General features: G+C 47.7%; 16 protein-coding genes. 7 read left to right on the forward strand and 9 right to left on the reverse strand.

Annotated features, from left to right (window positions below; genetic code table 11):
* Positions 1 to 52: 52 nt before the first annotated feature.
* Positions 53 to 1,315, forward strand: coding sequence for a peptidase T (gene pepT, locus AC1DXC_RS04510; protein WP_477457943.1), 1,263 nt, complete (start codon positions 53 to 55; stop codon positions 1,313 to 1,315).
* A 52-nt stretch (positions 1,316 to 1,367) separates the two neighbouring features.
* Here pepT and AC1DXC_RS04515 read toward each other — a convergent pair whose 3' ends face one another.
* Positions 1,368 to 3,953 (reverse strand): PIG-L family deacetylase, encoded by a 2,586-nt coding sequence (locus tag AC1DXC_RS04515; RefSeq protein WP_477457944.1) that lies wholly within the window; start codon positions 3,951 to 3,953, stop codon positions 1,368 to 1,370.
* Positions 3,954 to 4,246: 293 nt separating this feature from the next.
* Here AC1DXC_RS04515 and AC1DXC_RS04520 point away from each other — a divergent pair, with 293 nt between their 5' ends.
* The 4 genes from AC1DXC_RS04520 to AC1DXC_RS04535 are packed head-to-tail and all read left to right on the forward strand — an operon-like array spanning position 4,247 to position 8,873.
* Positions 4,247 to 4,909 (forward strand): TetR/AcrR family transcriptional regulator, encoded by a 663-nt coding sequence (locus tag AC1DXC_RS04520; protein ID WP_477457945.1) that lies wholly within the window; start codon positions 4,247 to 4,249, stop codon positions 4,907 to 4,909.
* 22 nt (positions 4,910 to 4,931) lie between these two features.
* Positions 4,932 to 6,257: a TolC family protein gene (locus AC1DXC_RS04525; protein WP_477457946.1), complete on the forward strand. Its 1,326-nt coding sequence runs from the start codon at positions 4,932 to 4,934 to the stop codon at positions 6,255 to 6,257.
* A gap of 17 nt (positions 6,258 to 6,274) precedes the next feature.
* Positions 6,275 to 7,327, forward strand: coding sequence for an HlyD family secretion protein (locus AC1DXC_RS04530; RefSeq protein ID WP_477457947.1), 1,053 nt, complete (start codon positions 6,275 to 6,277; stop codon positions 7,325 to 7,327).
* A 4-nt stretch (positions 7,328 to 7,331) separates the two neighbouring features.
* Complete coding sequence (locus AC1DXC_RS04535) at positions 7,332 to 8,873, forward strand: DHA2 family efflux MFS transporter permease subunit (RefSeq protein ID WP_477457948.1); 1,542 nt, start codon at positions 7,332 to 7,334, stop codon at positions 8,871 to 8,873.
* 252 nt (positions 8,874 to 9,125) lie between these two features.
* Here the strand turns inward: AC1DXC_RS04535 and AC1DXC_RS04540 are convergent, their stop codons facing one another.
* A complete protein-coding gene (locus AC1DXC_RS04540) occupies positions 9,126 to 9,710 on the reverse strand; it encodes a carboxymuconolactone decarboxylase family protein (RefSeq protein WP_477457949.1) in 585 nt (194 codons plus the stop codon).
* A gap of 214 nt (positions 9,711 to 9,924) precedes the next feature.
* Positions 9,925 to 10,470, reverse strand: a complete 546-nt coding sequence (locus AC1DXC_RS04545) for a peroxiredoxin (protein ID WP_133226211.1) — start codon at positions 10,468 to 10,470, stop codon at positions 9,925 to 9,927.
* 183 nt (positions 10,471 to 10,653) lie between these two features.
* On the opposite strand from AC1DXC_RS04545, the gene AC1DXC_RS04550 reads away from it, so the two are divergent.
* The gene (locus AC1DXC_RS04550; protein WP_477457950.1) at positions 10,654 to 12,576 is read left to right on the forward strand and encodes a hypothetical protein; all 1,923 of its coding nucleotides are present in this window, start codon (positions 10,654 to 10,656) and stop codon (positions 12,574 to 12,576) included.
* Positions 12,573 to 13,211, forward strand: coding sequence for a DUF2306 domain-containing protein (locus AC1DXC_RS04555; protein ID WP_477457951.1), 639 nt, complete (start codon positions 12,573 to 12,575; stop codon positions 13,209 to 13,211). The genes AC1DXC_RS04550 and AC1DXC_RS04555 overlap by 4 nt, the downstream gene beginning before the upstream one ends.
* A 559-nt stretch (positions 13,212 to 13,770) precedes the next feature.
* On the opposite strand, the gene AC1DXC_RS04560 is transcribed toward AC1DXC_RS04555, so the two are convergent.
* From AC1DXC_RS04560 to tal, 6 genes are all read right to left on the reverse strand, one after another.
* Complete coding sequence (locus AC1DXC_RS04560; RefSeq protein ID WP_477457952.1) at positions 13,771 to 15,399, reverse strand: NADP-dependent glyceraldehyde-3-phosphate dehydrogenase; 1,629 nt, start codon at positions 15,397 to 15,399, stop codon at positions 13,771 to 13,773.
* A 142-nt stretch (positions 15,400 to 15,541) separates the two neighbouring features.
* Complete coding sequence (gene pgl / locus AC1DXC_RS04565; RefSeq protein WP_477457953.1) at positions 15,542 to 16,270, reverse strand: 6-phosphogluconolactonase; 729 nt, start codon at positions 16,268 to 16,270, stop codon at positions 15,542 to 15,544.
* Between the two features lie 4 nt (positions 16,271 to 16,274).
* On the reverse strand, positions 16,275 to 17,786 hold the full coding sequence (zwf, locus tag AC1DXC_RS04570; RefSeq protein ID WP_477457954.1) for a glucose-6-phosphate dehydrogenase: 1,512 nt from the start codon (positions 17,784 to 17,786) through the stop codon (positions 16,275 to 16,277).
* 26 nt (positions 17,787 to 17,812) lie between these two features.
* Complete coding sequence (gene gndA / locus AC1DXC_RS04575) at positions 17,813 to 19,240, reverse strand: NADP-dependent phosphogluconate dehydrogenase (RefSeq protein ID WP_477457955.1); 1,428 nt, start codon at positions 19,238 to 19,240, stop codon at positions 17,813 to 17,815.
* Position 19,241: 1 nt separating this feature from the next.
* Positions 19,242 to 19,865, reverse strand: a complete 624-nt coding sequence (locus tag AC1DXC_RS04580) for an HAD family hydrolase (RefSeq protein ID WP_477457956.1) — start codon at positions 19,863 to 19,865, stop codon at positions 19,242 to 19,244.
* Between the two features lie 164 nt (positions 19,866 to 20,029).
* On the reverse strand, positions 20,030 to 21,124 hold the full coding sequence (tal, locus tag AC1DXC_RS04585) for a transaldolase (protein WP_477457957.1): 1,095 nt from the start codon (positions 21,122 to 21,124) through the stop codon (positions 20,030 to 20,032).
* Positions 21,125 to 21,256 lie beyond the last annotated feature (132 nt).

Consider the following 21,256-nt stretch of genomic DNA (forward strand, 5'->3'; position numbering starts at 1 on the left):
AATTGCGCAGCCTGGCGCAGGCACAATAAATTTTTACTAATATAGGCTTTCTATGGATTTTAACACAGCACTAAGTTATACAACGGCCGAAAGATTTTTGCGCTACGTTGCTATCGATACCCAATCAGACCCCGCATCGCCAACCTGCCCCTCTACCGAAAAGCAGAAAGACCTGGGCCGGTTGCTGGTTGCCGAATTGCTGGAGATAGGCCTGGCCGATGCGCACCTGGATGAGCATGGCTATGTTTACGCCACCATCACCAGCAATACCGATAAGCCGGATGTACCGGTAGTTTGCTTTTGCTCGCACATGGATACCGCACCCGATTGCAGCGGCACCGGCGTAAAACCATTGGTGCATCATAATTATAGCGGAGCTGATATCGTGCTTCCCGACGATAGCACCCAGGTTTTGCGGATGGCCGAACACCCCGATTTGAAGAACCAACTGGGCAATGACATTATAACGGCATCGGGTACTACGCTGCTGGGTGCCGATAACAAGGCCGGCGTTGCCGAGATAATGGATGCCTGCTACCAGTTGATAAATCACCCTGAGATAAAGCATGGCACGATAAAGATATTGTTTACGCCTGATGAGGAGATTGGCCGTGGTGTGGATAAAGCTAATGTAGAGAAGATAGGTGCATTTGCCTGTTACACCATAGATGGCGAGAGCGCCGGCAACCTCGAGAACGAAACTTTTTCGGCAGATGGTGCCAGGCTTACTATTAACGGCGTAAGCTCGCACCCGGGTTTTGCCAAAGGGAAAATGGAAAGCGCCATTAAAATTGCAGGACTGATCATCGCCGCGCTGCCCCATGATTTATCGCCCGAAGGAACGGAGGGCATGCAGGGCTTTGTGCACCCGGTAGATATGGCCGGGCATGTAGAAACCGCCACCATAGATTTCATCATACGCGATTTTGAGGAGGATTTGTTGGCCAGCCATGCTAACGTCATCAGGCAGATTACAGCCAACGTGTTGAAAAACTTCCCCAACGCAAGCTATACGCTGGAGGTAAAACCACAGTACCGAAACATGAAAAACGTGCTGGCGCAACACCCACAGATTGTAGACTACGGATTAGAAGCGATACGCCGCGCCGGAATGGAACCTAAACTTTGCAGCATACGTGGCGGTACCGATGGTTCGCGCTTATCATTTATGGGGCTGCCTACACCCAATATTTTTGCCGGTGAACACGCTTTCCATGGCAAGCAGGAATGGGTGAGCATACAGGATATGCAGAAGGCAGTTGATACCATTTTGCATTTATGCAGTATTTGGGCGGAGCGAAGCACTGCGCTTTAGCCTCCCCCGAAGTGACGACAGAGAGCAACCTCCCGGCGCAAATACTGAAACGCTATTGCCCTATCGTATTCTTTGGCTTGCTCAGCAAGTTAATAAATAGTCTGTACGCGCCCGGCACGCCGGCAGGCAGCTGGCGGAAGAACGCCAGCGAGGTGTACACGAATCTACCGTCACCATATTCGGTAACGGCAACAGCGCCGTTGCTTTGGCCTTCGCCGGGGTCGCCCATTTGTAGTGGAGTTTTATATTTAGGGTCGATGTTGTTGAGCATATATACGCTGCGCTCCTGTATCCAGCCTTTAAAATCCTCCTGGCTTATCTGGTTAGGGTAATTCAGGATAGCGTTGTTTTTATCAAGGATGGTTACCGGCGCGGTTTCATCGGTTACGCGTTCATTTACGATCTTGAATGGGTAGGGGCCGATTTCTTTAGTAACCAAACCGTTGTTGTTATTATACTGCACCACCAGGTTGCCGCCATTCTTTACGTATTCCATCAGTTTTGGCTGCTCGTATGCCAGGCGTGGGTTTACGTTGTAGGCACGCACACCGGTTACGATGGCATCATAAATGCTGAGGTCGCCGTTCAGTATTTCGCTTTCGGTAAGTTGATGCACCTCGTAGCCTACTTCGCGCAGCGCATCGGGCACCAAATCGCCCGCACCGCCAATGTATCCGATGCGTTTGCCTGCAATTTTCAAATCGATATTCACCAGCTTGGCCTGCGCCGGCGGGAATATGGTAATAGCCGGCACGTGGTTGTATTTGATATTGAGCAAACCCTGACTGAATGCTTTGCCGTTTGCTGTGGTAATTACATCCAGGTTGGCGGTGTTTGATTTACCATCCGTTGGCACAACTGTAAATGCTACGGTCCATTCGTCGCCTTTTTTCTTGCCCGTAAAGTCTATTTTTTCGGGGCTTATTTTCCAGCCCGCGATGGGCTTTATGCTTACGCTGCCATCGGCGTTAGTGAAGCTTTTCAATTTCACCTGAACGGTTTGGGGTAGCGGACCGTTGAAAACGTAAACCTTTTCGGTAATGTTGGCAGTAACGGGCGGGGCAATTTCCAATGGCTGGTAAATTTCGCCGCGTGCGGGGTCGACGTATTTGTATTGCAAGGTGCGGTAGAAGGTCATGGGCTTGCCTGCAATCGAGAAGGAAAACTTCATCGTAGGTGCGTCGGGGTTTTCCGGGTTACCTACTTTATTATCATCATCTATATAGTAACTGCCTATCGGGTGCGGCTCCTCTAACCAATAAGGCTGCGAAACGCCGCCTGTAACGCAGGTATTATTAAATGTTTGCAAATCGCCGGCCGGAATTGCCTTATTGGTAACCGCCAAATCGTAGTGCGTAAGGGGCCTGCTGCCATTCGCGCTTGCCGGGCTGTTTGCTTTGTCCATGGATTGGATAAGTTCTAATCCGTTCAATACGATATTCAAGCCATTGCGGCTGATTACCTGCGTGCGGATAGCCATTTGGTCATCTTGTGCATAGGTTGGTTCGGCGGTATATGCCTCAAACCACAACCCAGCACAAGCCGCAATCAAGTCTTTCAACTCATTTGTTTTTTGCTGATGCCAATAGGTATAATCATCCACGGCTCCGGCTTTCAGCCTCACGGTTTGCATAGCTTTATCCTTCGCAAAATCTAAATCCACCTTATCCAGCAGTTTTATCAATGCGGGTACGGAAGCCTGCGGCGAATCATCATTAAATTTTTTTCGGATAGCAGCCAGCTCTTCGCCTATCGGCGCGCCGCCGGGGATGCGTGCCCAGGTGGTAGTTACGCCATCCATCAGGTCGGTTTTTGGGGCATCACCTAAAATAGTCTTAAAATACTCGAATACGTCACCGCGTTGCCTGGCCGAGCCGAAGCCCTGCGTTTTGTGGTTGCTGCGGCTTTCGGCAGCAATCTCGCCATAACTTTGGCCCAGTATAGGATTGTAGCCGCCAACGTTCAGCTTAAACTGGTCCTCGGATGTAGTGTTGGTATTGCCGAAGTTGAAGGTGTTCCAAAGCAAACGCTTGGCTTGCCATGGGGTAACGCCGTGTTTCAGTTGCTCGGGGTAGCGTTTTGGATCGGCCGCTGCGCTGAACGCTTCCTGCGCCAATATTGCCGAAGCCGTGTGGTTGCCATGGCCACCCTCACCCGTAGTAGGGAAGCGGCATATCATCACATCCGGTCTGAATTTGCGTATCACCCAAACCATATCACCCAGTATTTTATCCTTATCCCAAAATTTCAGGGTTTCTTCGGGGTTCTTAGAAAAACCGAAGTCGGTAGCGCGGCTAAAGAACTGCTCTGCGCCATCCACCCTGCGAGCGGCCAGCAATTCTTGTGTGCGTATAAGTCCCAGTAGTTCACCCTGCTCAGTACCAATCAGGTTTTGCCCCCCATCGCCACGGGTAAGCGAAAGATAACCCGTGCGGTAATGCTTCTCCTGCGCCAGGTAGGCCAGCAGGCGGGTGTTCTCGTCGTCGGGGTGGGCGGCTATGTATAGTACGCTGCCCAAAACATTCAGTTTTTTGAAATTTTGTTGTATGGTGCCGATATCGCTTGGCGGCGCGGTTTGGGCTTTAAGGCTTTGATTGACAATAAATAAGGCGATGGTAAACAGCAAAATACGCTTCATAAGAACAAATATATTATAAACACCTATTGGGCGGATGGTGTAGCAATAATATTATATGGGGGTGACCGAACCGGGATTAAGCAGATTTGTACGATTTAGGGGATTTTGACCTTTGGTTAGGTAAATTAGTAATCCGGATTTCGAACCGTAGTTTATCGTCGTTGGGATGGACAAATGCCATGAGGCAGATAAAATCCAATAAATCGCGCAAATCCGCTTAATCCCGGTTAATGTCTTACACAAAACTGACACAACAAATTTTTATTAATCAAACGATTGATTAATTTTGCATCGTGAAAACAAAAGAAATGGAAAAAGATAAGACAGATAAAAAGGATCATATCCTTGATGTCGCTGAAAAAATCTTTGCAGAATTTGGGTACGATGGTGCATCAACCCGTGCTATCTCCGGCGAGGCCGGCGTTAACATGGCCATGCTTAATTATTACTTCGGCTCTAAAGAAGGCGTGTTCCTGGCAATTTTTGAACGCCGTATAGCCATGTTTCAACAAGTCCTGGCCGAAATTGGTAACGACACCAGCATATCGGCCTGGGAAAAGCTGGATAAGTACATAGAAAGCTATGTAGAGAAAGTGGTGAACAACAATTGTTTTCACATTATGCTGCATCGCGAAATATCCAAAACAAAGAAATCAGATCTTACGGATAGGATAACCGCTATTGTGCTGAGAAACGTTAAGGTTTTTCAGAGCATTATTGCCAGTGGCGTAAAAAGTGGCGAGTTTAACCCGGATACCGACCAGGAACTATTGGTAGCAACATTATTCGGTACAAAAAACTATATCATCAACACGCCGAACATTTCATCAGTAGTATTAGGCTACGATGTGTTAGACGGAGCGGTGCAGGAAGACAAGCTGAAACCCCGCCTTAAAAAATACCTGAAGAACCTTTTGAAAGCTTATTTGCAAAACTCACATGACAACCATAAATAATAGTCCCTTGAAACCTCACCTATTGAAAAGAACTGTTAAGGCCGCGGGTAGCATCGCCGTAATATTTACGGCATTGCTTATTGCCAACCCGGCAGCGGCACAAGACAGGACCATCACGCTTGACGAAGCCGTTAAGCTGGGATTGGACAACAGCAAAACGCTTAAACTATCGCAATCGAAAATCGACCGTGCGGTATCGCAGTTTGAGCAAGCTAAAGATCAGGCACTGCCAACCGGCAAGGCAAGCTTTGGTTACAACCACGCCGAAATACCCGCTAATAGCCTTACCCTTGGCGAAGACAAGGTAAACCTGCCCTCTAACGCGGATGCATACTTAGGTACGCTATCGCTCAACCAGGTAATATGGGCCGGCAACAAACTAAAATACGCCCGCGAAAGCACCAACTTGCTTACCCAGGTGGCACGCCTTGATGCCGTGAACGACCGCGACGAGATCGCCTACAACGTTATCAGCGCCTACTATAACCTTTATAAGGTATTGCAGGCAAAAAAGGTAGTGACACAGAACCTGGCTACGATAGATGCGCAGATAAAACAGGCCCAACGCTTCTTTGATCAGGGTTTGGTTACCAAAAACGATGTGCTGCGTTTCCAGCTGCAACGCTCGAATATTGAGCTGAACGGAATAGACCTGGAGAACAACCGCCGCATCATCAATTATAACATGGATGTGTTGCTGGGCCTACCCGAAACTACCGAGCTGAACATTGCGCAGATAAACGATGCTGCCAACACAGCAGCACCGCTTACTACTTATTTAGATAGCGCCTTTGCACACCGTGCCGAACTGAAGCAGATGGACCTGCGCACCCAGGTAGCTGATGTAAACATCAAAAGTATCAAAGCCAATACATCGCCTACGCTGTCGGCAGCGGGCAGTGCTTACTACGTGGGGTTATCGGACAACCCTATACCAAAAAGCGGCAAATTTATTACGCCGATATCGGTAGGGCTCACCCTCGGCTGGAACTTCGGTAGCCTTTGGACCAATAAAAACAAGCTTACCGAGGCACGTCTGCAACAACAGGAAACCATCATAGACAAAGGCATCACCGGCGACCGTATCAAAAACGAGGTGAACCAAAGCTACCAGAACTACAAAACGGCGCTGGATAAGATAACCCTGCTGCAAACTTCTATAAACCAGGCTACAGAAAATAACAGGATACTGGAATCGAAATACAAGAGCAATATATCATCGGCTACCGACCGTGCCGATGCGCAAACCTTACTTTACCAGGCCGAAATAAACCTGGAACTGGCCAAAGCAGATGCAGGCCTTGCTTACTACACTTTATTAAAATCAACCGGAACTCTTAACAAATAATACTAAATCAAAATACGATGGCAACTCCAGAAACAGAAACCAAAAAGAAACCTAATAAAGTACTTCCTATCATACTAGGGGTAATACTTATCGGTGGTATCATTTTCGGCGTAAAAGAATATATATATTTCAGCAAGCACGTTGATACCGACGATGCCCAGATAGATGGCGACATAAGCCCGGTAGTAGCCCGTGTGGGTGGCTATGTGGATAGCATTATGTTCGAAGAAAACACCCATGTAGCCAAAGGCCAGCTGCTGGTGAAGATAGATGACCGCGACTACCGCGTGAAATTAGAGCAGGCACAAGCCGCACAGGTTGGCGCAAGCGCAAACATTGGCGTGGGCGAATCGCAGATATCAACCACCGCTGCCAATTCATCAAGTGCGAAAGCGGAGGTTACCTCGGCCGGTGCACGCTTAGATAAAGTGAAAAAAGATTACGCCCGTTATGCCAACCTGGTGCAGGATGGTTCGGTAACCCGCCAGCAGTTCGATCAGGCTAAAGCCGATCTTGAGGTTGCGCAGGCCAACTACGATGCTGCAAAAGACAAGTACAAAGCCGCTTTGCAGCAGGTAGCTACCAGCCGCAGCCAGTTAACGGTTACCAATACCGGCGTAACCCAAAAGCAGGTTGATATAGATTATGCAAAACTCCAGCTTACTTATACCCAGGTAAAATCTCCGGCTACCGGCCTTGCCGCTAAAAAGAACGTGCAGGTTGGCCAGCTGGTACAGGCAGGGCAAACGCTGTTCTCGGTAGTGAACGATAACAGCCTTTACATCACCGCAAACTTTAAGGAAACCCAATTGGATAAAATACGCAACGGGCAAAAAGTTGATGTTAAGGTGGATGCTTACCCAGGCTTAAAAGTTGAGGGCGAAGTGTATAACTTTTCGCCTGCTACAGGTGCTAAGTTCTCTTTACTGCCACCGGATAACGCAACCGGTAACTTCGTGAAAGTAGTACAGCGCGTACCCGTAAAAATTAAACTGAGCGGAAGCAAAGAAGATTTAGCGAAACTGCGCCCCGGCATGAGCGTAGATGTTTCGGTGATTACAAACAACTAATACAATGGCTGAAACTGGCTTTAAAAAATGGATAATTACCATTACGGTAATTATGGCATCGCTCCTGGAGCTGATTGATACCACCATCGTAAACGTAGCGATACCTAAAATACAAGGTTATTTGGGTGCTACGCTGGAGGATATTGCCTGGGTGGTAACCGGCTACGCGGTGGCAAACGTTATCATCCTGCCCATGTCGGGCTGGTTGGGCGGGCGCTTTGGCCGCAAGCAATACTTCCTGGCCTCCATCATCGTATTTACCATTGCCTCGTTCCTTTGTGGCAACGCAGAAACGCTAAACGAGCTGATTGCTTTCCGTATATTACAGGGCCTTGCCGGTGGTGGTTTAATATCTACCGGGCAAACTATATTAATAGAAACCTGGCCGCGTGAGCAAATTGGTACCGCAACAGCCTTATTTGGCTTAGGCGCAGTAGTAGGCCCAACTGTTGGGCCAACCATAGGTGGCTGGATTACCGAGCACTACACATGGCAATGGATATTCTACGTAAACATCCCGGTGGGGGCCTTGGCTATCTTCCTTACGTACACCTTTATCAACGAAACGCCCAAGCAGGAGAAGAAGCCCATCGATTGGTGGGGCATTGCCTTGCTTGCAGTAGCTGTTGGTAGCTTACAAACTATCCTCGAAAAAGGGGAGTCGGAAGACTGGTTTGCAACTACCTATATCACTGTTTTAACTGTGACGGCCATATTAGGCACCATAGTGTTTATATGGCGTGAGCTAAGTACCGACCACCCGATAGTAAACTTTAGCATTATGCGGCATCGAAGTTTTTCGGTGGGGATGTTTACGTCCTTTATCCTGGGGTTTGGGCTTTACGGTTCAGTATTCGTGTTCCCGGTGTTTTGTCAGAATTTGCTCGGCTTTAACGCGCAGCAAACAGGCGAGTTGTTGTTCCCCGGTGGTTTGTGTACCATATTTATGATGCCCTTTATAGGCAAGATGCTCAACAAAGGTATCCCGGCCCAGTTTATGGCTACTGCGGGGATGTTCCTGTTCTTCGTATTCACCTGGATGCTGAGCAACTCTACCCTGCAAACGGGGCAAAGTGATGTGCTTGTACCCTTATTGATACGCGGCGTGGGTATGGCGCTGTTGTTCGTACCGCTGACTACCCTTGCCATGGCCGATTTGAAAGGCCCTGAGATTGGGCAAGGTTCGGGGTTGAACAACATGATGAGGCAATTGGGCGGCTCATTTGGTATCGCAACTTTGACTACCATTATCCACATACGCATGGGCAAGCACCGCAGCGATTTGATTACCTATATCAACCCTTATAACCCGGCGTTCACCGAGCGCCTTAATATGTATCAGCATGCCTTTATGGCCAAAGGCAAATCGGTATCTGATGCCTTGCATATGGCTTATGCGGCGATAGAAGGCACCGTAACGCGCCAAACCATGCTGCTTACTTACGATGATGCCTACTGGATATCGGGCCTGGTGATGCTATTTTCAATACCACTGCTGTACTTGCAGCCTTTTAAGAAGCTAAAAGCAGTAGCAGACTCGCACTAAAAAACAAAACCGTTCAGCTTTATCAGCTGAACGGTTTCTCCAAAAAAATCAACAATTAAATTTGTAATCCCTCTCCCGGGTTCACAAAGTTGTAGTTAATAAAAATTATGAATAGGAGAGGTGTTATAATCTTATGCTATAAAATTAGTTGTTTTTAATTAACAAACCCAAATTTAATTTCATATTATTTTCATCTTAACAGTATTAGCAAAAAGGGCATGTATAATTATCCCTTTTTGTTTCTAATCGTTATCAGAAAATAATTTTACCTGTTGCGGTTGCCAGCGAGGCTATGCGCACGGCATCAAAAATGCGCTCCTCGGTAGTGCCCAGCTTTATCAACGAGTCTTCGTGCGCGTTTACGCACATTTCGCAGCCGTTTACGGCAGAAATGGCCAGGCTCATCAATTCAAAAAACTCTTTACCGGTTACCGGTTTCATCATCAGCTGCATACGGATGCGCGCCGGTATCTGGGTGTATTTCTCTTTCTGCGTAAAATGGCGGAAACGGTAGAAGATATTGTTTGATGCCAGCAACGATGCGCAGCCCACGGCTTCGGCCACATCTGCGGCAGTGGCACCTTGCGCTTCGGCGTATTTAGTATAGTAGTTGGTAAGCGACAGGTTGTTGTTGTTTACCGCTGTGCTTAGGCCAAGCAGGGCGCATTCTTTTTCGCTAAGGTGGGCCGAGGTAAGGGTGCTGGTGAAATTCAGCTTAAAATCGCGCAGGTAGCGCGATTCGCCCTTCTCCAGCAGCGTAAGGCTGGCGGTGCGGTAAGCGGCATCAAGGCCAAGGCTTTGCAATATCTCTTGTATTAGTTCGGTACTCTCGTTCATGGTAAATATGTTGTGGTGAGTTTAGAAAGGCTTTACGGCAGCCTCATCCCAACCCTTCATAAAATGAATTCTCCTTTTTATTGAAGTCCTCTCCTTTGGAGAGGATTATTTCATGAGGGCTTCGCCGTTTAGGTGAGGCTAAACGAATGTGTTATGGTATAAAAAAGCCCTGCTCCCAATGGGTGCAAGGGCTATATATAGAGGGGTATTAATATTAAACGGTAAGGGTTTCCTGGCCTTTTTCCCAGTTGCATGGGCAAAGCTCATCGGTTTGCAAACCATCAAGCACGCGTAAAACTTCTTTTACGTTACGGCCAACGCTCAGGTCGTTTACCGATACCCAACGGATGATGCCGGTAGGGTCAACAATAAAAGTAGCGCGGTAAGCAATTTTCTCGTTAGGCTCTAAAATACCGAGGTCTTCTGCCAATGATTTCGAAGTATCGGCCAGCATTGGGAATTTAAGATCGCGCAGGTCGTCGTGGTCCCTTCTCCAGGCAGCGTGTACGAATTCAGAATCGGTAGAAGCGCCAATTAAACGGGTTTCGCGGTCGCGGAATTCGCCGTAGTTTTTGTTGAACTCGGCAATTTCTGTAGGGCACACAAAAGTAAAATCTTTTGGCCACCAGAACATTACGGTCCAAACGTTATCATCATTCACTAAAAAGTCTGAAGTGATGGTTTCAAACTCTTTGCCTTTTTCAAGACTTGTTACGGCTATTTTAGAAAACTTTGGGAATTGTTGTCCTATTGTTAACATAATGGATGTTTTATTAAAATTTATGCAACAAATATACGCTTTTAAAGCGGAGGCTTTTATCTGAAATATCTATAGCTTATAGAGGATGTCTATAGGTGGGTAAGATGTAGAGACGCAATATTTTGCGTCTCTACGGCAGAATTATTCATTTCATAAATAATTTTATTTGTGTATCATTATCGCATGAAAACCAAGCCTATCCTTATTGTTGCTGTGTTTACTGTTGCCGTCGCCTGCGGTGTTTTTATAGCTGCCTGTAAAACTGCAAAAACTACCGAAAAAGCCGCCATTGTAGCCTTTTTGAAGGATTTTAACACCCAGGTAAAAGCCGGCCACACCAAATCGGCCCTGGCCTTTTTTGAGGATGACCCCAATACCGCCGCCAACAAAACCCTTATCAAAGTACTTGCCGGCAAAAGCACCCTCGGCGGCAAAGGCAAGCCCCTGTTTAAAGTGGGGCTCGACGTGGATGCCGCCGGTGTCGATTTTACTAACCCACAGGCAATAGTGGCCGTTGTCCCCGCAAAATTCAAGCACGATAGCGTTCCCGGTGCTGCATCGCACATCAACTTTACCCTGCACAAGGTGGATGGCAAACAATATAAAATAGTAGCGGCCAAGGTTGACGATTTTGCTTCTGACTACGCCCTGTATCAAAATAAGGTAATCAACGCCACTGTGCCCGAAACACAGCTCTTCAGCGCGGAAACTCTGGCGGCATTTAGGGTTGCGGCAACTTTAAAGACCCGTTACGATAGTGTTCCCTGGTTTCAGCATGTAGATAAGAAAGCCTGGTTTTATGTGATAAAAGGTAAAATGGCCGAGGGGTTCTTTTATGAGGACCGACGAACCGGCGACGATAACCGGGAGCGGTCGGATTTTAAGATGGGCCTGGTTGGCCCCGACCTGAAAGAAATTATCCCGGTAGAATACGACCTTATCCACAACATAGGTGGCACGATAGATAGCCTCATAGAAGTGGAAAAGGCTGGCAAATTGGGGTATTACAATATGGCCGGCAAACTGGTTGTGCCTGCTGAGTACGAACAGGTACTGCCACTGAATGATGCCGATAACCTGGCACTGCTGAAAAAGGGAGATGATTATGCTTTCCTTAAAAAAGATTATACCATAAGTGATAAGCTGGTAGATTTTAAGGTAGGCGATGTATTGCAGAAAGTGAAGCATTTTTCGGGCGAGTTTACACTATCCGATGCCAGCACCAAAAACACCATGGAGTATAACGACAGGGAAGTGAATCCCTCTTTACTAATTTCGCCGGCTTATATGGTTGAGCTGAACCTACTGCAAAAATTTGTAGATTTTCCTAACCCATTGCGTAAACTTCCGGATGACATGGAAATGGAAGACGGCAGCCGTTCCATCGCCTTCACATATAAGGGTAGTGAGGCCAAAGCAGAAAATTGGTTCCAAAGCGCGTTCTACTCGGTAGTGGACGATTACCTGGGAGGGCGCGGCGGTTTGTACGAAAGCAAGAAACTACTGCTGGTAGATAAAAGGCAAAACCGTATTTTGGGTTTCGAAGGCAGCAGCTACTTCGGCGACGGGGAAGGCGGCGGCGAGCTATCGGGCATCTGCAGTGAGAACTCCATCAAAGCCATCAACGATACGTTGTTCGAATTCAAAACTACTGCAGAGCTTGACCAGGATATGCTGGCCGAACATCAATACATAGAAGAAGGCCCGTATTATTACTACCTCAAAATAGAGAAAGGCAAACTGGTTGCTCTGGATAATAACCGCCTATTTCCTACCAAATATGCCAAATTAGACGACTCGTACCTGCAAAGCTGCTACGTAATTACCACTTACGGCAAAGATTACAGCGACCGCAAGCGAAAATCAATCGCCTACACTACGCCCGAGATTTTGCATATAATGAAGAACGAGATATACGCCGGCTACAAGTACCAGTTTAAGGATGAGCGCTGGGCCACCATATTCTCAAAATATAGGTACACCGGTGCCGATACCGTTTTAAACGCCAACGTAGATGACTCGCTGACCGTTATCGACAAATACAACATCAACTGGATTAACAATAAGCTGAAAATAACCAAACCCAACACTGTAGCTTCGCGATGAGGATCGTAGTAAGGGTTTTATGGTACTTTGCGTTTTTTTGGGTACTGGTGCTAAGCGCCGGTACCTTTATACAATACCTTGATTTTAAGCACGATAGTTTTTTCCTGCGGATTAAGCAGCATGCCGTAGATACGGGCTGGTACCTGCCGGCCTTTTACTGCCATATTTTTGCGAGTAGTGTTATCCTCATTATCGGTTTTTTCCAGTTCTCAAAACGAGTGTACAACAACCGCCCATTACATAAAACACTGGGGAAGGTGTATGTTTTCGGCATCTTGTTTATCGCCGCGCCCGGGGCTTATGTAATGACGCTCTTCGTAAACCGCGGACCCGGTGTATTCGCATCCTTTTTAATACAAAACACGCTTTGGGTAGCTAGCACCTTAGCCGCCTGGCTGTTGGTAATGCAGGGCCGTATAGGCGATCATAAGATGATGATGCGCCGTAGTTATGCGCTGGCCTTCGGGGCGGTTACGCTGAGGTTTTACATTTGGCTGTTCAGCACATTCGGGCATGGCGTAAACTTTGAGCATAATTATCTCATCATCGCTTTTGCCAGTTGGGTGCCTAATTTACTGGTGGCGGAGGTCATCAATTGGTACGAGGCAAGAAAGCCCATGGCCCATAGTCGATAGTCCATGGCACGGGCTTACTGAAGCCGGCGCTCAGTAAAGCCGGCATCTTGAACAAACCAGGTTGGTTGGCGAAAGGGCGTGGGGAGAGAACTTGTAAAATGGCCATTTTCAAAAAGCCTAACCGCATAAAAAGGGCTGGAAATTCCTGGAAAACTACAGCTAAACAGGGACGATTTATTGGAAAAACCTGGAAATTTTTTTGCTGCCCGAAAACGTTAATTTAACCAAAAACAGCCATTCCGTGCAAATTTGGCCGTTTTTGTGTTTGCAAAGAAAACCCCCTAAAAAACACAAAAAGGCAAAAAAACCACAGAAAAACACAGAAAAACACAGGTTTTTTAAGGTATTTTGGCGAATTTTCGCAAGTGGTAATACACGCAACTGGCGTGCATGGTTACGATGCCGCCGCCCCGGTTTAGCCGGGTTTGCACAAAATTTCTATCAAATAAAACCTGGAAAAACGCCAGGCTCCCGAAAGCGTGTTGTTGCACCAAATCAATGATTGATAGCCCATGGCAAGCCCCTTTTGAGCTATCGTCCATGGACTATCAGCTATCGACTACAGAATATACTTCGTACTCAAAAAATTGGAGTCGTTATCGTTTACGATTTCATTGATGAGCTGTTTATTGCTTTCGTTGAGTTTGGTGGCTACCAGTGAGCGGATAGAGAACGATCGTAATGCATCATGTACCGAAAGCGTACCCTCCGCGCTATCCTTGCGCCCGGTGAAAGGGAACACGTCCGGGCCGCGCTGGCACTGGCTGTTGATGTTTACGCGGCTCACCAGGTTCACAAAAGGATCTATCAGCGCCGAAATCTCTTTAGCATCGTTACTGAAGATACTTACCTGCATGCCATGCGGCGAATCGATCTGGTATTCGATGGTTTCTTCCAAATCCTCAAAAGGTATCACCGGAATTATCGGGCCAAACTGTTCCTCGCGGTATAGTTTCATTTTCTCGTTAACCGGGTAAACCACCGCCGGGAACACGAACGACTCTGCAGTTACGCCGCCGTGTTCGTTGATTACTTTTGCGCCGTTTGCAATGGCATCGTCGATGCATTCTTTGAGGTACGCAGGCTTGTGCGGCTCGGGTAGTGGGGTAAGCTTTACGCCCTCTGTCCAGGGCAGGCCTGGTTTCAGCGTGCTTACGGCTTCGCTCAATAGTTTCAAAAACTCGTCGGCAACTTCTTTGTGTACAAAGATGATCTTGATAGCCGTGCAGCGTTGCCCGTTGAAGGATAGTGCGCCCAAGATACATTCGCTAACGGCAAGTTTCAGATCGGCATGTTTGGTAACGATGGCGGCGTTTTTGGCATCGAGGCTCAGCACCGCACGCAGTCGGTTAACCTTTGGGTGGCGCTTCTTCAGGTCGTTGGCAACTTTGCTGCTGCCGATAAAGGCTAACACGTTGATTTTGCCGGTTGCCATCAGGCCCGGCGTTACCACGGCACCGCGACCGTAAACCGTATTCACCACGCCTTTCGGGAAAGCATCCCTAAAGGCCTCCAGCAGCGGGTAGTGCAATAGTGTACCATGCTTAGGTGGTTTAAATAATATGGTGTTGCCCATGATAAGGGCTGGAATGAGCGTGGTAAAAGTTTCGTTCAGCGGATAATTGAAGGGCCCCATGCAAAGTACCACGCCCAGCGGTGAGCGGCGTATTTGCGCCACCAGCCCCTCCGCCATCTCGAAACGGGAAGATTGCCTGTCGATATCTTTCAAGCCATCTATAGTTGCGTTGATATATTCCACCGTGCGGTCGAACTCCTTGGCCGAGTCGACATAGGACTTGCCGATTTCCCACATAATAAGCTTTACGATGAGCGTGCGCTGCTCTATCATCTTATACACGAACTGGTCCATGCATTTAATGCGGTCTACAATGCTCATGGTTGGCCATTCGCCGCGGCCGTTGTCGTAGGCTTTCAGGGCAGCTTCCATCGCTTCCATGGCTTCGTACTCTCCGCAAACGGGATAGGTGCCAATCAACTTGCGTTTCAGTACGCCATCTGCATCGGGCAACATTACGGGTGAGTAAACCTCGCTTACGTCGCCGTCCCATCGGCGCATTTCACCGTTAACTAAGTATTCGCGCTGGTGGATTTCTTCTATACGGTGCTGCTCGGGAATTTCCTCCTCGGGCACAAACATGCTGAGGAGTTGTTGTTGATAATCTTGCATAGATAGGGCTTTTGATGTACGCTAAAATACGATTGTTTGCAGGGGAAAGCAAGAACGGAGTGTTATGGGTTTTGGAAATTGACGATAACGTGGTGTTGAAAAGGTTATTAACAAAAATGCCTCCGTTTAGGAGGCGTTTTTATTATTTGTTTTCCAGCTTCGCTGCCGCACCGTCATCCAAAAACCATTGCAAATCGCCATTGTTGGTTTCTACAATGAGCTGTGCTGGATATAGCTCGATATCCTCTTCATCTTCCAGAATATGTTTCACCGCTTCTGCCTTGCCTTCGCCATACACCAGGAACGCAATATGATGCGCGTTGTTGATGAGCGGAGCGGTAAAGGTAATGCGGTTCATTTTTACCTCGTCGATGTAAAGGGCTTGTACCGATGCGCTTTCATCCTGTAGTACCGAAGTGTGCGGGAACAGCGATGCGGTATGCGAGTTATCGCCCAGACCAAGGATAACGAGGTCGAAACTGGCGCTATGCCCGTCGAAGAATTCGATTAGCTTGCCCGTGTATTGCTTGGCGGCTTCTTCGGCACCCAGTTCGGTTTGTACCGGGAATACGTGGGTGGGATTAATCCCCAGCGGGTCGAACAGTGTATTCTTCGCCATCAGGTAATTGCTCTGCGAATCGCTCAAAGGCACATCGCGCTCATCGCCAAAAAAGAACCATACCTTTTCCCATTCTATCTTATCGCGATACTCGCTTACCAGTAATTCGTGCAGTTTTTTTGGGGAACTGCCGCCGCTTAAGGCTACGCTGAAGCGGCCGTTCTTTTCTATGGCCGCTGCAGCGGTGTTGGCGAAGAATTCCGCCAGGCTGGCCAGTACTTCATCAGCAGTTTTAAATACGTTCAGTTTCATAAACTTATTTTTTACCGTTTACTGGCAGGGTGAACCAGTTGAAACCATCGCGGGCGATTAATGCCTCAGCAGATTCCGGCCCCCACGAGTCGGCAGAATAATTAGGGAAATTTAGGCTCTTTTTATTGTGCCAGGTGTTCAGTATCGGCATTACCAGTTCCCACGCGGCCTCTACCTGGTCGCCACGCATAAACAGGGTTTGGTCGCCTAGCATAGTGTCCAGTATTAAAGTTTCGTACGCTTCGGGTGCCTGGTTGGTGTAAGTGCCTTTATAGTCAAACACCATATCAACCACGTTCAGTACCATATCAATACCCGGACGCTTGGCCTGCACCTGCAAACGGATGCTCATCTCGGGCTGTATGCTGATGATGAGCCTGTTTTGCTGCCAGCTTTCCGCCGCCTCGGTTGGGAATATCAAATGCGGCACATCCTTAAACTGTATGGAAATAACAGATGACGACTGGTGCATCCTCTTGCCGGTTCGCACGTAAAACGGTACGCCCTGCCAGCGCCAGTTATCTACAAAAAACTTAAAGGCTGCAAAGGTTTCGGTGTTAGAATTAGGATCAACCTTGGCTTCTTCGCGGTAGCCGGGCACTTCCTTGCCTTTCATCCAGCCACTGCCGTACTGGCCGCGCACTGCAGAATTGCGAACATCTTCGGGTGTAAAACGGCGCATGGCTTTAAGCACATCCACCTTGCGGTCGCGCACTTCATCTGCAACAAAGCTAACCGGCGGCTCCATAGCCACATGGCAAAGCAGCTGCAGCAGGTGGTTTTGGATCATATCGCGCATAGCGCCCGATCCATCGTAATAATCACCGCGGTCTTCCACGCCCAATTGCTCGGTTACAGATATCTGCACGTGTTCGATATAGTTACGATTCCAAAGCGGCTCCATAATAGAGTTGGCAAAACGGAACGCCATAATGTTCTGCACGGTTTCTTTGCCCAGGTAATGGTCGATACGGTAAATCTGGCACTCGTCGAAAATGCCTTTTAACAATTCGTTGAGTTCTTTGGCGGTTTCCAAATCGTGGCCGAAAGGTTTTTCTATGATGATGCGCACCTTGTTCTTATCCTCGGCCAGTTTGGCTTTATGGATATTGGAGGCGATTATCGGGAAGAAATTTGGTGCAACGGCGAGGTAGAACAACACGTTGGCCGTGGCTTTCCATTCTTCGTTATGCGCGTCTATGCGCTTGCCAAATTCTTTATAGGTCTCAAAATCTGTAGCGTCTGATACCTGGTAATAGATGTTCTTTACGAATTCGGCCCACTTCTTGGCGTCCGTTTTGCCGCTGCGCGAGAATTGGTCGATATCCTTATGCAAATTATCCCTAAACTGCTCATCGGTAAGCTTCGTACGGCCCGTGCCGATGATGGAGAACTGCTTCGGCATCCAGCCATCTAAAAAAAGATTGTAAAGGGCCGGGGCAATCTTGCGGGAGTTAAGGTCGCCCGTGCCGCCGAAAATGATAAATATGGTAGGCTCGGATTTTACATTACTCATTGTCGTAATTTTTATTGGTTCGGAAATTAGCTTTTAGGTACCCATTGCGTGTGGAAGGTACCCTCTTTGCCTATCAGCTCGTAAGTGTGTGCGCCAAAATAATCGCGCTGCGCCTGGGTTAAGTTCGATGGCATGCGTTCGCTACGGAAAGCATCGAAATAACTTAAGGAAGCAGCAAATGCAGGCGCAGCAATACCTGCCGACACTGCCGATGACACAATTTTGCGGATGCCCGGCAGTGTGCCTTGTACCAAAGCGGCTACATCTGCATCGAGCAGTAAATGGGCCAGCGATTGGTCTTTACCGTATGCGCCGTAAATATTCTCGAGGAATTTAGAGCGGATGATACAACCGCCGCGCCATATTTTGGCTATCTCGTCCAGCTTTAGTTCGTATTTGTACTCGGTTGATGCGTTGGATAGCATATGCATGCCTTGCGCATAACTAATAATCATAGTGAAGTAGAAGGCCTGCTCCAGCGCAGCAACCAGTTCTTCGGTATTGCCCTCTATAGCCTGATGGTCTTCGGTACTGTAGATGCCGGCTGCTTCTGTACGCAAAGCTTTGTATTTAGACATATCGCGCATCGATACCGCGGTATCTACCGTTGGGATAGGCGCCTGCAGATCCATAGCGCTTTGCGAGGTCCATTTACCGGTACCTTTGGCGCGGGCCTCATCTTTAATGTCGTCTAATAATAAATGGTCGGTACCCGGGGCTTTATATTTGAAAATATCTTTGGTGATATCTAACAGGAAAGACTGCAGGCGACCTTCGTTCCACTCGGTAAAAATTTTACCGATGGTGTCGTTATCCAGCTTCAAGCCTTTTTTCATGATCTCGTAGGTCTCGGCAAGCAATTGCATAATACCATACTCGATACCGTTGTGTACCATCTTCACAAAGTGACCCGATGCACCCGGACCGATATAGGTTACGCAAGGCACACCGTCCACTTTAGCGGCAATGGCCTCAAATATCGGCTTCATTACATTGTAGGCTTGTTTATCGCCGCCCGGCATCATGCTTGGGCCTTTGCGCGCGCCTTCTTCACCACCAGATACACCCATGCCGAAGAAGTGCAGGCCAATGGCTTCCAGTTCTTCTACCCGGCGATTGGTATCGGTAAAGTGTGAGTTACCACCATCGATTAAAATATCGCCTTTTTCCAGCAAGGGAGTTAGCTCCTCAATTACGGCATCAACAATTTTACCGGCAGGTACCAGCATCATAATGGCACGCGGGGTAGTAAGGCTTGCTATAAACTCTTTTACATCGCCAAAGCCCTTTGCTTTGCGATCGCCTGCTTCTTCGTTTAAGGAAGATACCTTGCCGGCATCTTTATCATGCCCTGCTACCGCGAAGCCGTGATCGGCCATGTTGAGCAGTAAGCTGCGGCCCATAACACCCAGGCCTATCATGCCAAAGGCATATTTATCTGTTGTTGCGCTCATGTTATTTGAGGTTTTCGTCTTTAAGATCGTTTAATATTTTTTTAGTTGTTTCGAAGTCGGTATGCTGAAAGGCGCGGATGCCCAGCTTTTCGGCTGTTTTTACAAACATAATGCGGTCGTCGAAATACACGCATTGTTCTGGCGAGGCCTGGGCAATACCCATAGCTAATTGCCAGATGCCCGGGTCGGGTTTACGCATTTTTACCTCGCACGACGAGATAAAGGCATCAAACGCTTCGTGCAGTTTAAATTTCTTTACGCGGTAATCGTTCAGTTCCTTGCCCTCATTATTAATGGAAATGACGCGGAAACCGCAGTTCTTTTTCCACTCTTTTAAATACTTCAGCATATCAGGCAATTCTTTCGATTGCGCGTACATGAATTCTTTAAAATCCTCGCGCACAAATTCGCGGGGATGGTTAAATATCACCGTATCCAGGTACTGATCCAGCGTGATGCTGCCAATCTCGTACACATTAAAAATGAAGTTATGCAGGGCGTTCACTTCCTCGTAATCCAGCCCGAATTTCTTCGCTGCTTCCTTACGCGATTCATGGCCCCAGCCGTTAGTCAGCAAGATGCCGCCTACGTCAAAAAAAAGGATCTTCAGGTCGGTGTATTTCATTATCGGCAGATGTGTGAGGTTTTATCTTCAGTTCCCTTCTAGAGAGGGGCGTGTGCCGGGCTTAGCGCGGTGGCGGGGTGTGTTAACCACGCGGATTAACACACCCCTGCCCCCTCTCAAGAGGGGAGTCGCACAATGCCCTCGCTTTTTTAAAGCTAAAAGGCTTAAACCTTTTCTTTTTGTTCTTCTATCGCTTTCAGCAATTTTTCGAAAGGTTTGTTAAACTTCTCAATACCTTCATCTTCCAGTTGCTGGGTGATGGCATCAAGGTCGATACCTAAATCTTTTAGTTTGGCCAATGTTGCGGTTGCTTCGTCTAAACCTAATTCCAGGGTGTTGGCAGCGATACCATGGTCGCGGAACGCGTCTACAGTTTCCAAAGGAACGGTATCAACGGTATCCGGACCAATCAAAGCCTCAACGTATTTAGTATCTTTAAATGCAGGGTTTTTGCTGCCGGTACTTGCCCAAAGCAAACGCTGTGGTTTTGCGCCTTCGGCGGCTAATTTTTCCCAACGCTCGCCACTGAACACTCTTTTGTAAATTTCGTATGCTTTTTTTGCCGACGCGATAGCAACCTCGCCAACCAATTCTTTAGCGCCTTTTGCTTCCAGCAATGGATCTACAGCCACGTCGATGCGGCTTAGGAAGAAACTTGCTACCGATGATATATGCGCAATTTTGTGGCCGGCGGCTAAATGCTCTTCCAAACCTGCGATGTAGGCGTTGGCTACTTCCTCGTAACGCTCTAAACCAAAAAGCAAGGTAACGTTGATGTTAATGCCTTTGGCGATAGATTCCTGTATGGCTTTTAACCCCGGTTTAGTGCCCGGAATTTTGATCATTACGTTTTTACGGTCAACCTGTTTCCAAAGCAGTTCTGCCTGTGCAGCAGTACCTTCGGCATCAAGCGCCAAAAACGGCGATACCTCTAAACTAACGTAACCATCCGCACCTACAACTTCTTCATTGTACACGCCTTCGAACAAAGCGCAGGCTGCCTGTATATCTTTTACTGCTAAACCAAAAAATAATTCTTCGGTAGTTTTTGCTTCGGCACCAAGGGTTTTGATGTCTTCATTATAATCCGAGCTGCCGGTGATGGCTTTCTCGAAAATAGCGGGGTTAGAGGTAACGCCTCTTACGCCGTCTTCATCTATCAGTTTTTGCAGTTTGCCCGAAGAGATAATCTCGCGGTCGATAAAATCAAGCCAAATGCTCTGGCCGAAATCATGTATTTGTTTAACGTTGTTTGCCATATTCTGGTGTATTAAAAATGTTCGTTTTGTGTTGTTACTGAGGTCAATAGCCTCTTGTTGTTTATGTAAAGTTCTTAATTAATCTGCTGTCTTTTGTTAAGCAAATCTCCTTATTGTGCTATACCAGCGTAA

The sequence above is a fragment of the Mucilaginibacter sp. P2_D11 genome, from assembly GCF_056404435.1.

Excerpts from the sequence above, each read along its gene's own strand:
- pepT (WP_477457943.1), top strand. The coding sequence starts at position 53 with ATGGATTTTAACACAGCACTAAGTTATACAACGGCCGAAAGATTTTTG.
- AC1DXC_RS04515 (WP_477457944.1), bottom strand. The coding sequence starts at position 3,953 with ATGAAGCGTATTTTGCTGTTTACCATCGCCTTATTTATTGTCAATCAA.
- AC1DXC_RS04530 (WP_477457947.1), top strand. The coding sequence starts at position 6,275 with ATGGCAACTCCAGAAACAGAAACCAAAAAGAAACCTAATAAAGTACTT.
- AC1DXC_RS04535 (WP_477457948.1), top strand. The coding sequence starts at position 7,332 with ATGGCTGAAACTGGCTTTAAAAAATGGATAATTACCATTACGGTAATT.
- AC1DXC_RS04540 (WP_477457949.1), bottom strand. The coding sequence starts at position 9,710 with ATGAACGAGAGTACCGAACTAATACAAGAGATATTGCAAAGCCTTGGC.
- AC1DXC_RS04545 (WP_133226211.1), bottom strand. The coding sequence starts at position 10,470 with ATGTTAACAATAGGACAACAATTCCCAAAGTTTTCTAAAATAGCCGTA.
- AC1DXC_RS04550 (WP_477457950.1), top strand. The coding sequence starts at position 10,654 with ATGAAAACCAAGCCTATCCTTATTGTTGCTGTGTTTACTGTTGCCGTC.
- AC1DXC_RS04555 (WP_477457951.1), top strand. The coding sequence starts at position 12,573 with ATGAGGATCGTAGTAAGGGTTTTATGGTACTTTGCGTTTTTTTGGGTA.
- AC1DXC_RS04560 (WP_477457952.1), bottom strand. The coding sequence starts at position 15,399 with ATGCAAGATTATCAACAACAACTCCTCAGCATGTTTGTGCCCGAGGAG.
- pgl (WP_477457953.1), bottom strand. The coding sequence starts at position 16,270 with ATGAAACTGAACGTATTTAAAACTGCTGATGAAGTACTGGCCAGCCTG.
- zwf (WP_477457954.1), bottom strand. The coding sequence starts at position 17,786 with ATGAGTAATGTAAAATCCGAGCCTACCATATTTATCATTTTCGGCGGC.
- gndA (WP_477457955.1), bottom strand. The coding sequence starts at position 19,240 with ATGAGCGCAACAACAGATAAATATGCCTTTGGCATGATAGGCCTGGGT.
- AC1DXC_RS04580 (WP_477457956.1), bottom strand. The coding sequence starts at position 19,865 with ATGAAATACACCGACCTGAAGATCCTTTTTTTTGACGTAGGCGGCATC.
- tal (WP_477457957.1), bottom strand. The coding sequence starts at position 21,124 with ATGGCAAACAACGTTAAACAAATACATGATTTCGGCCAGAGCATTTGG.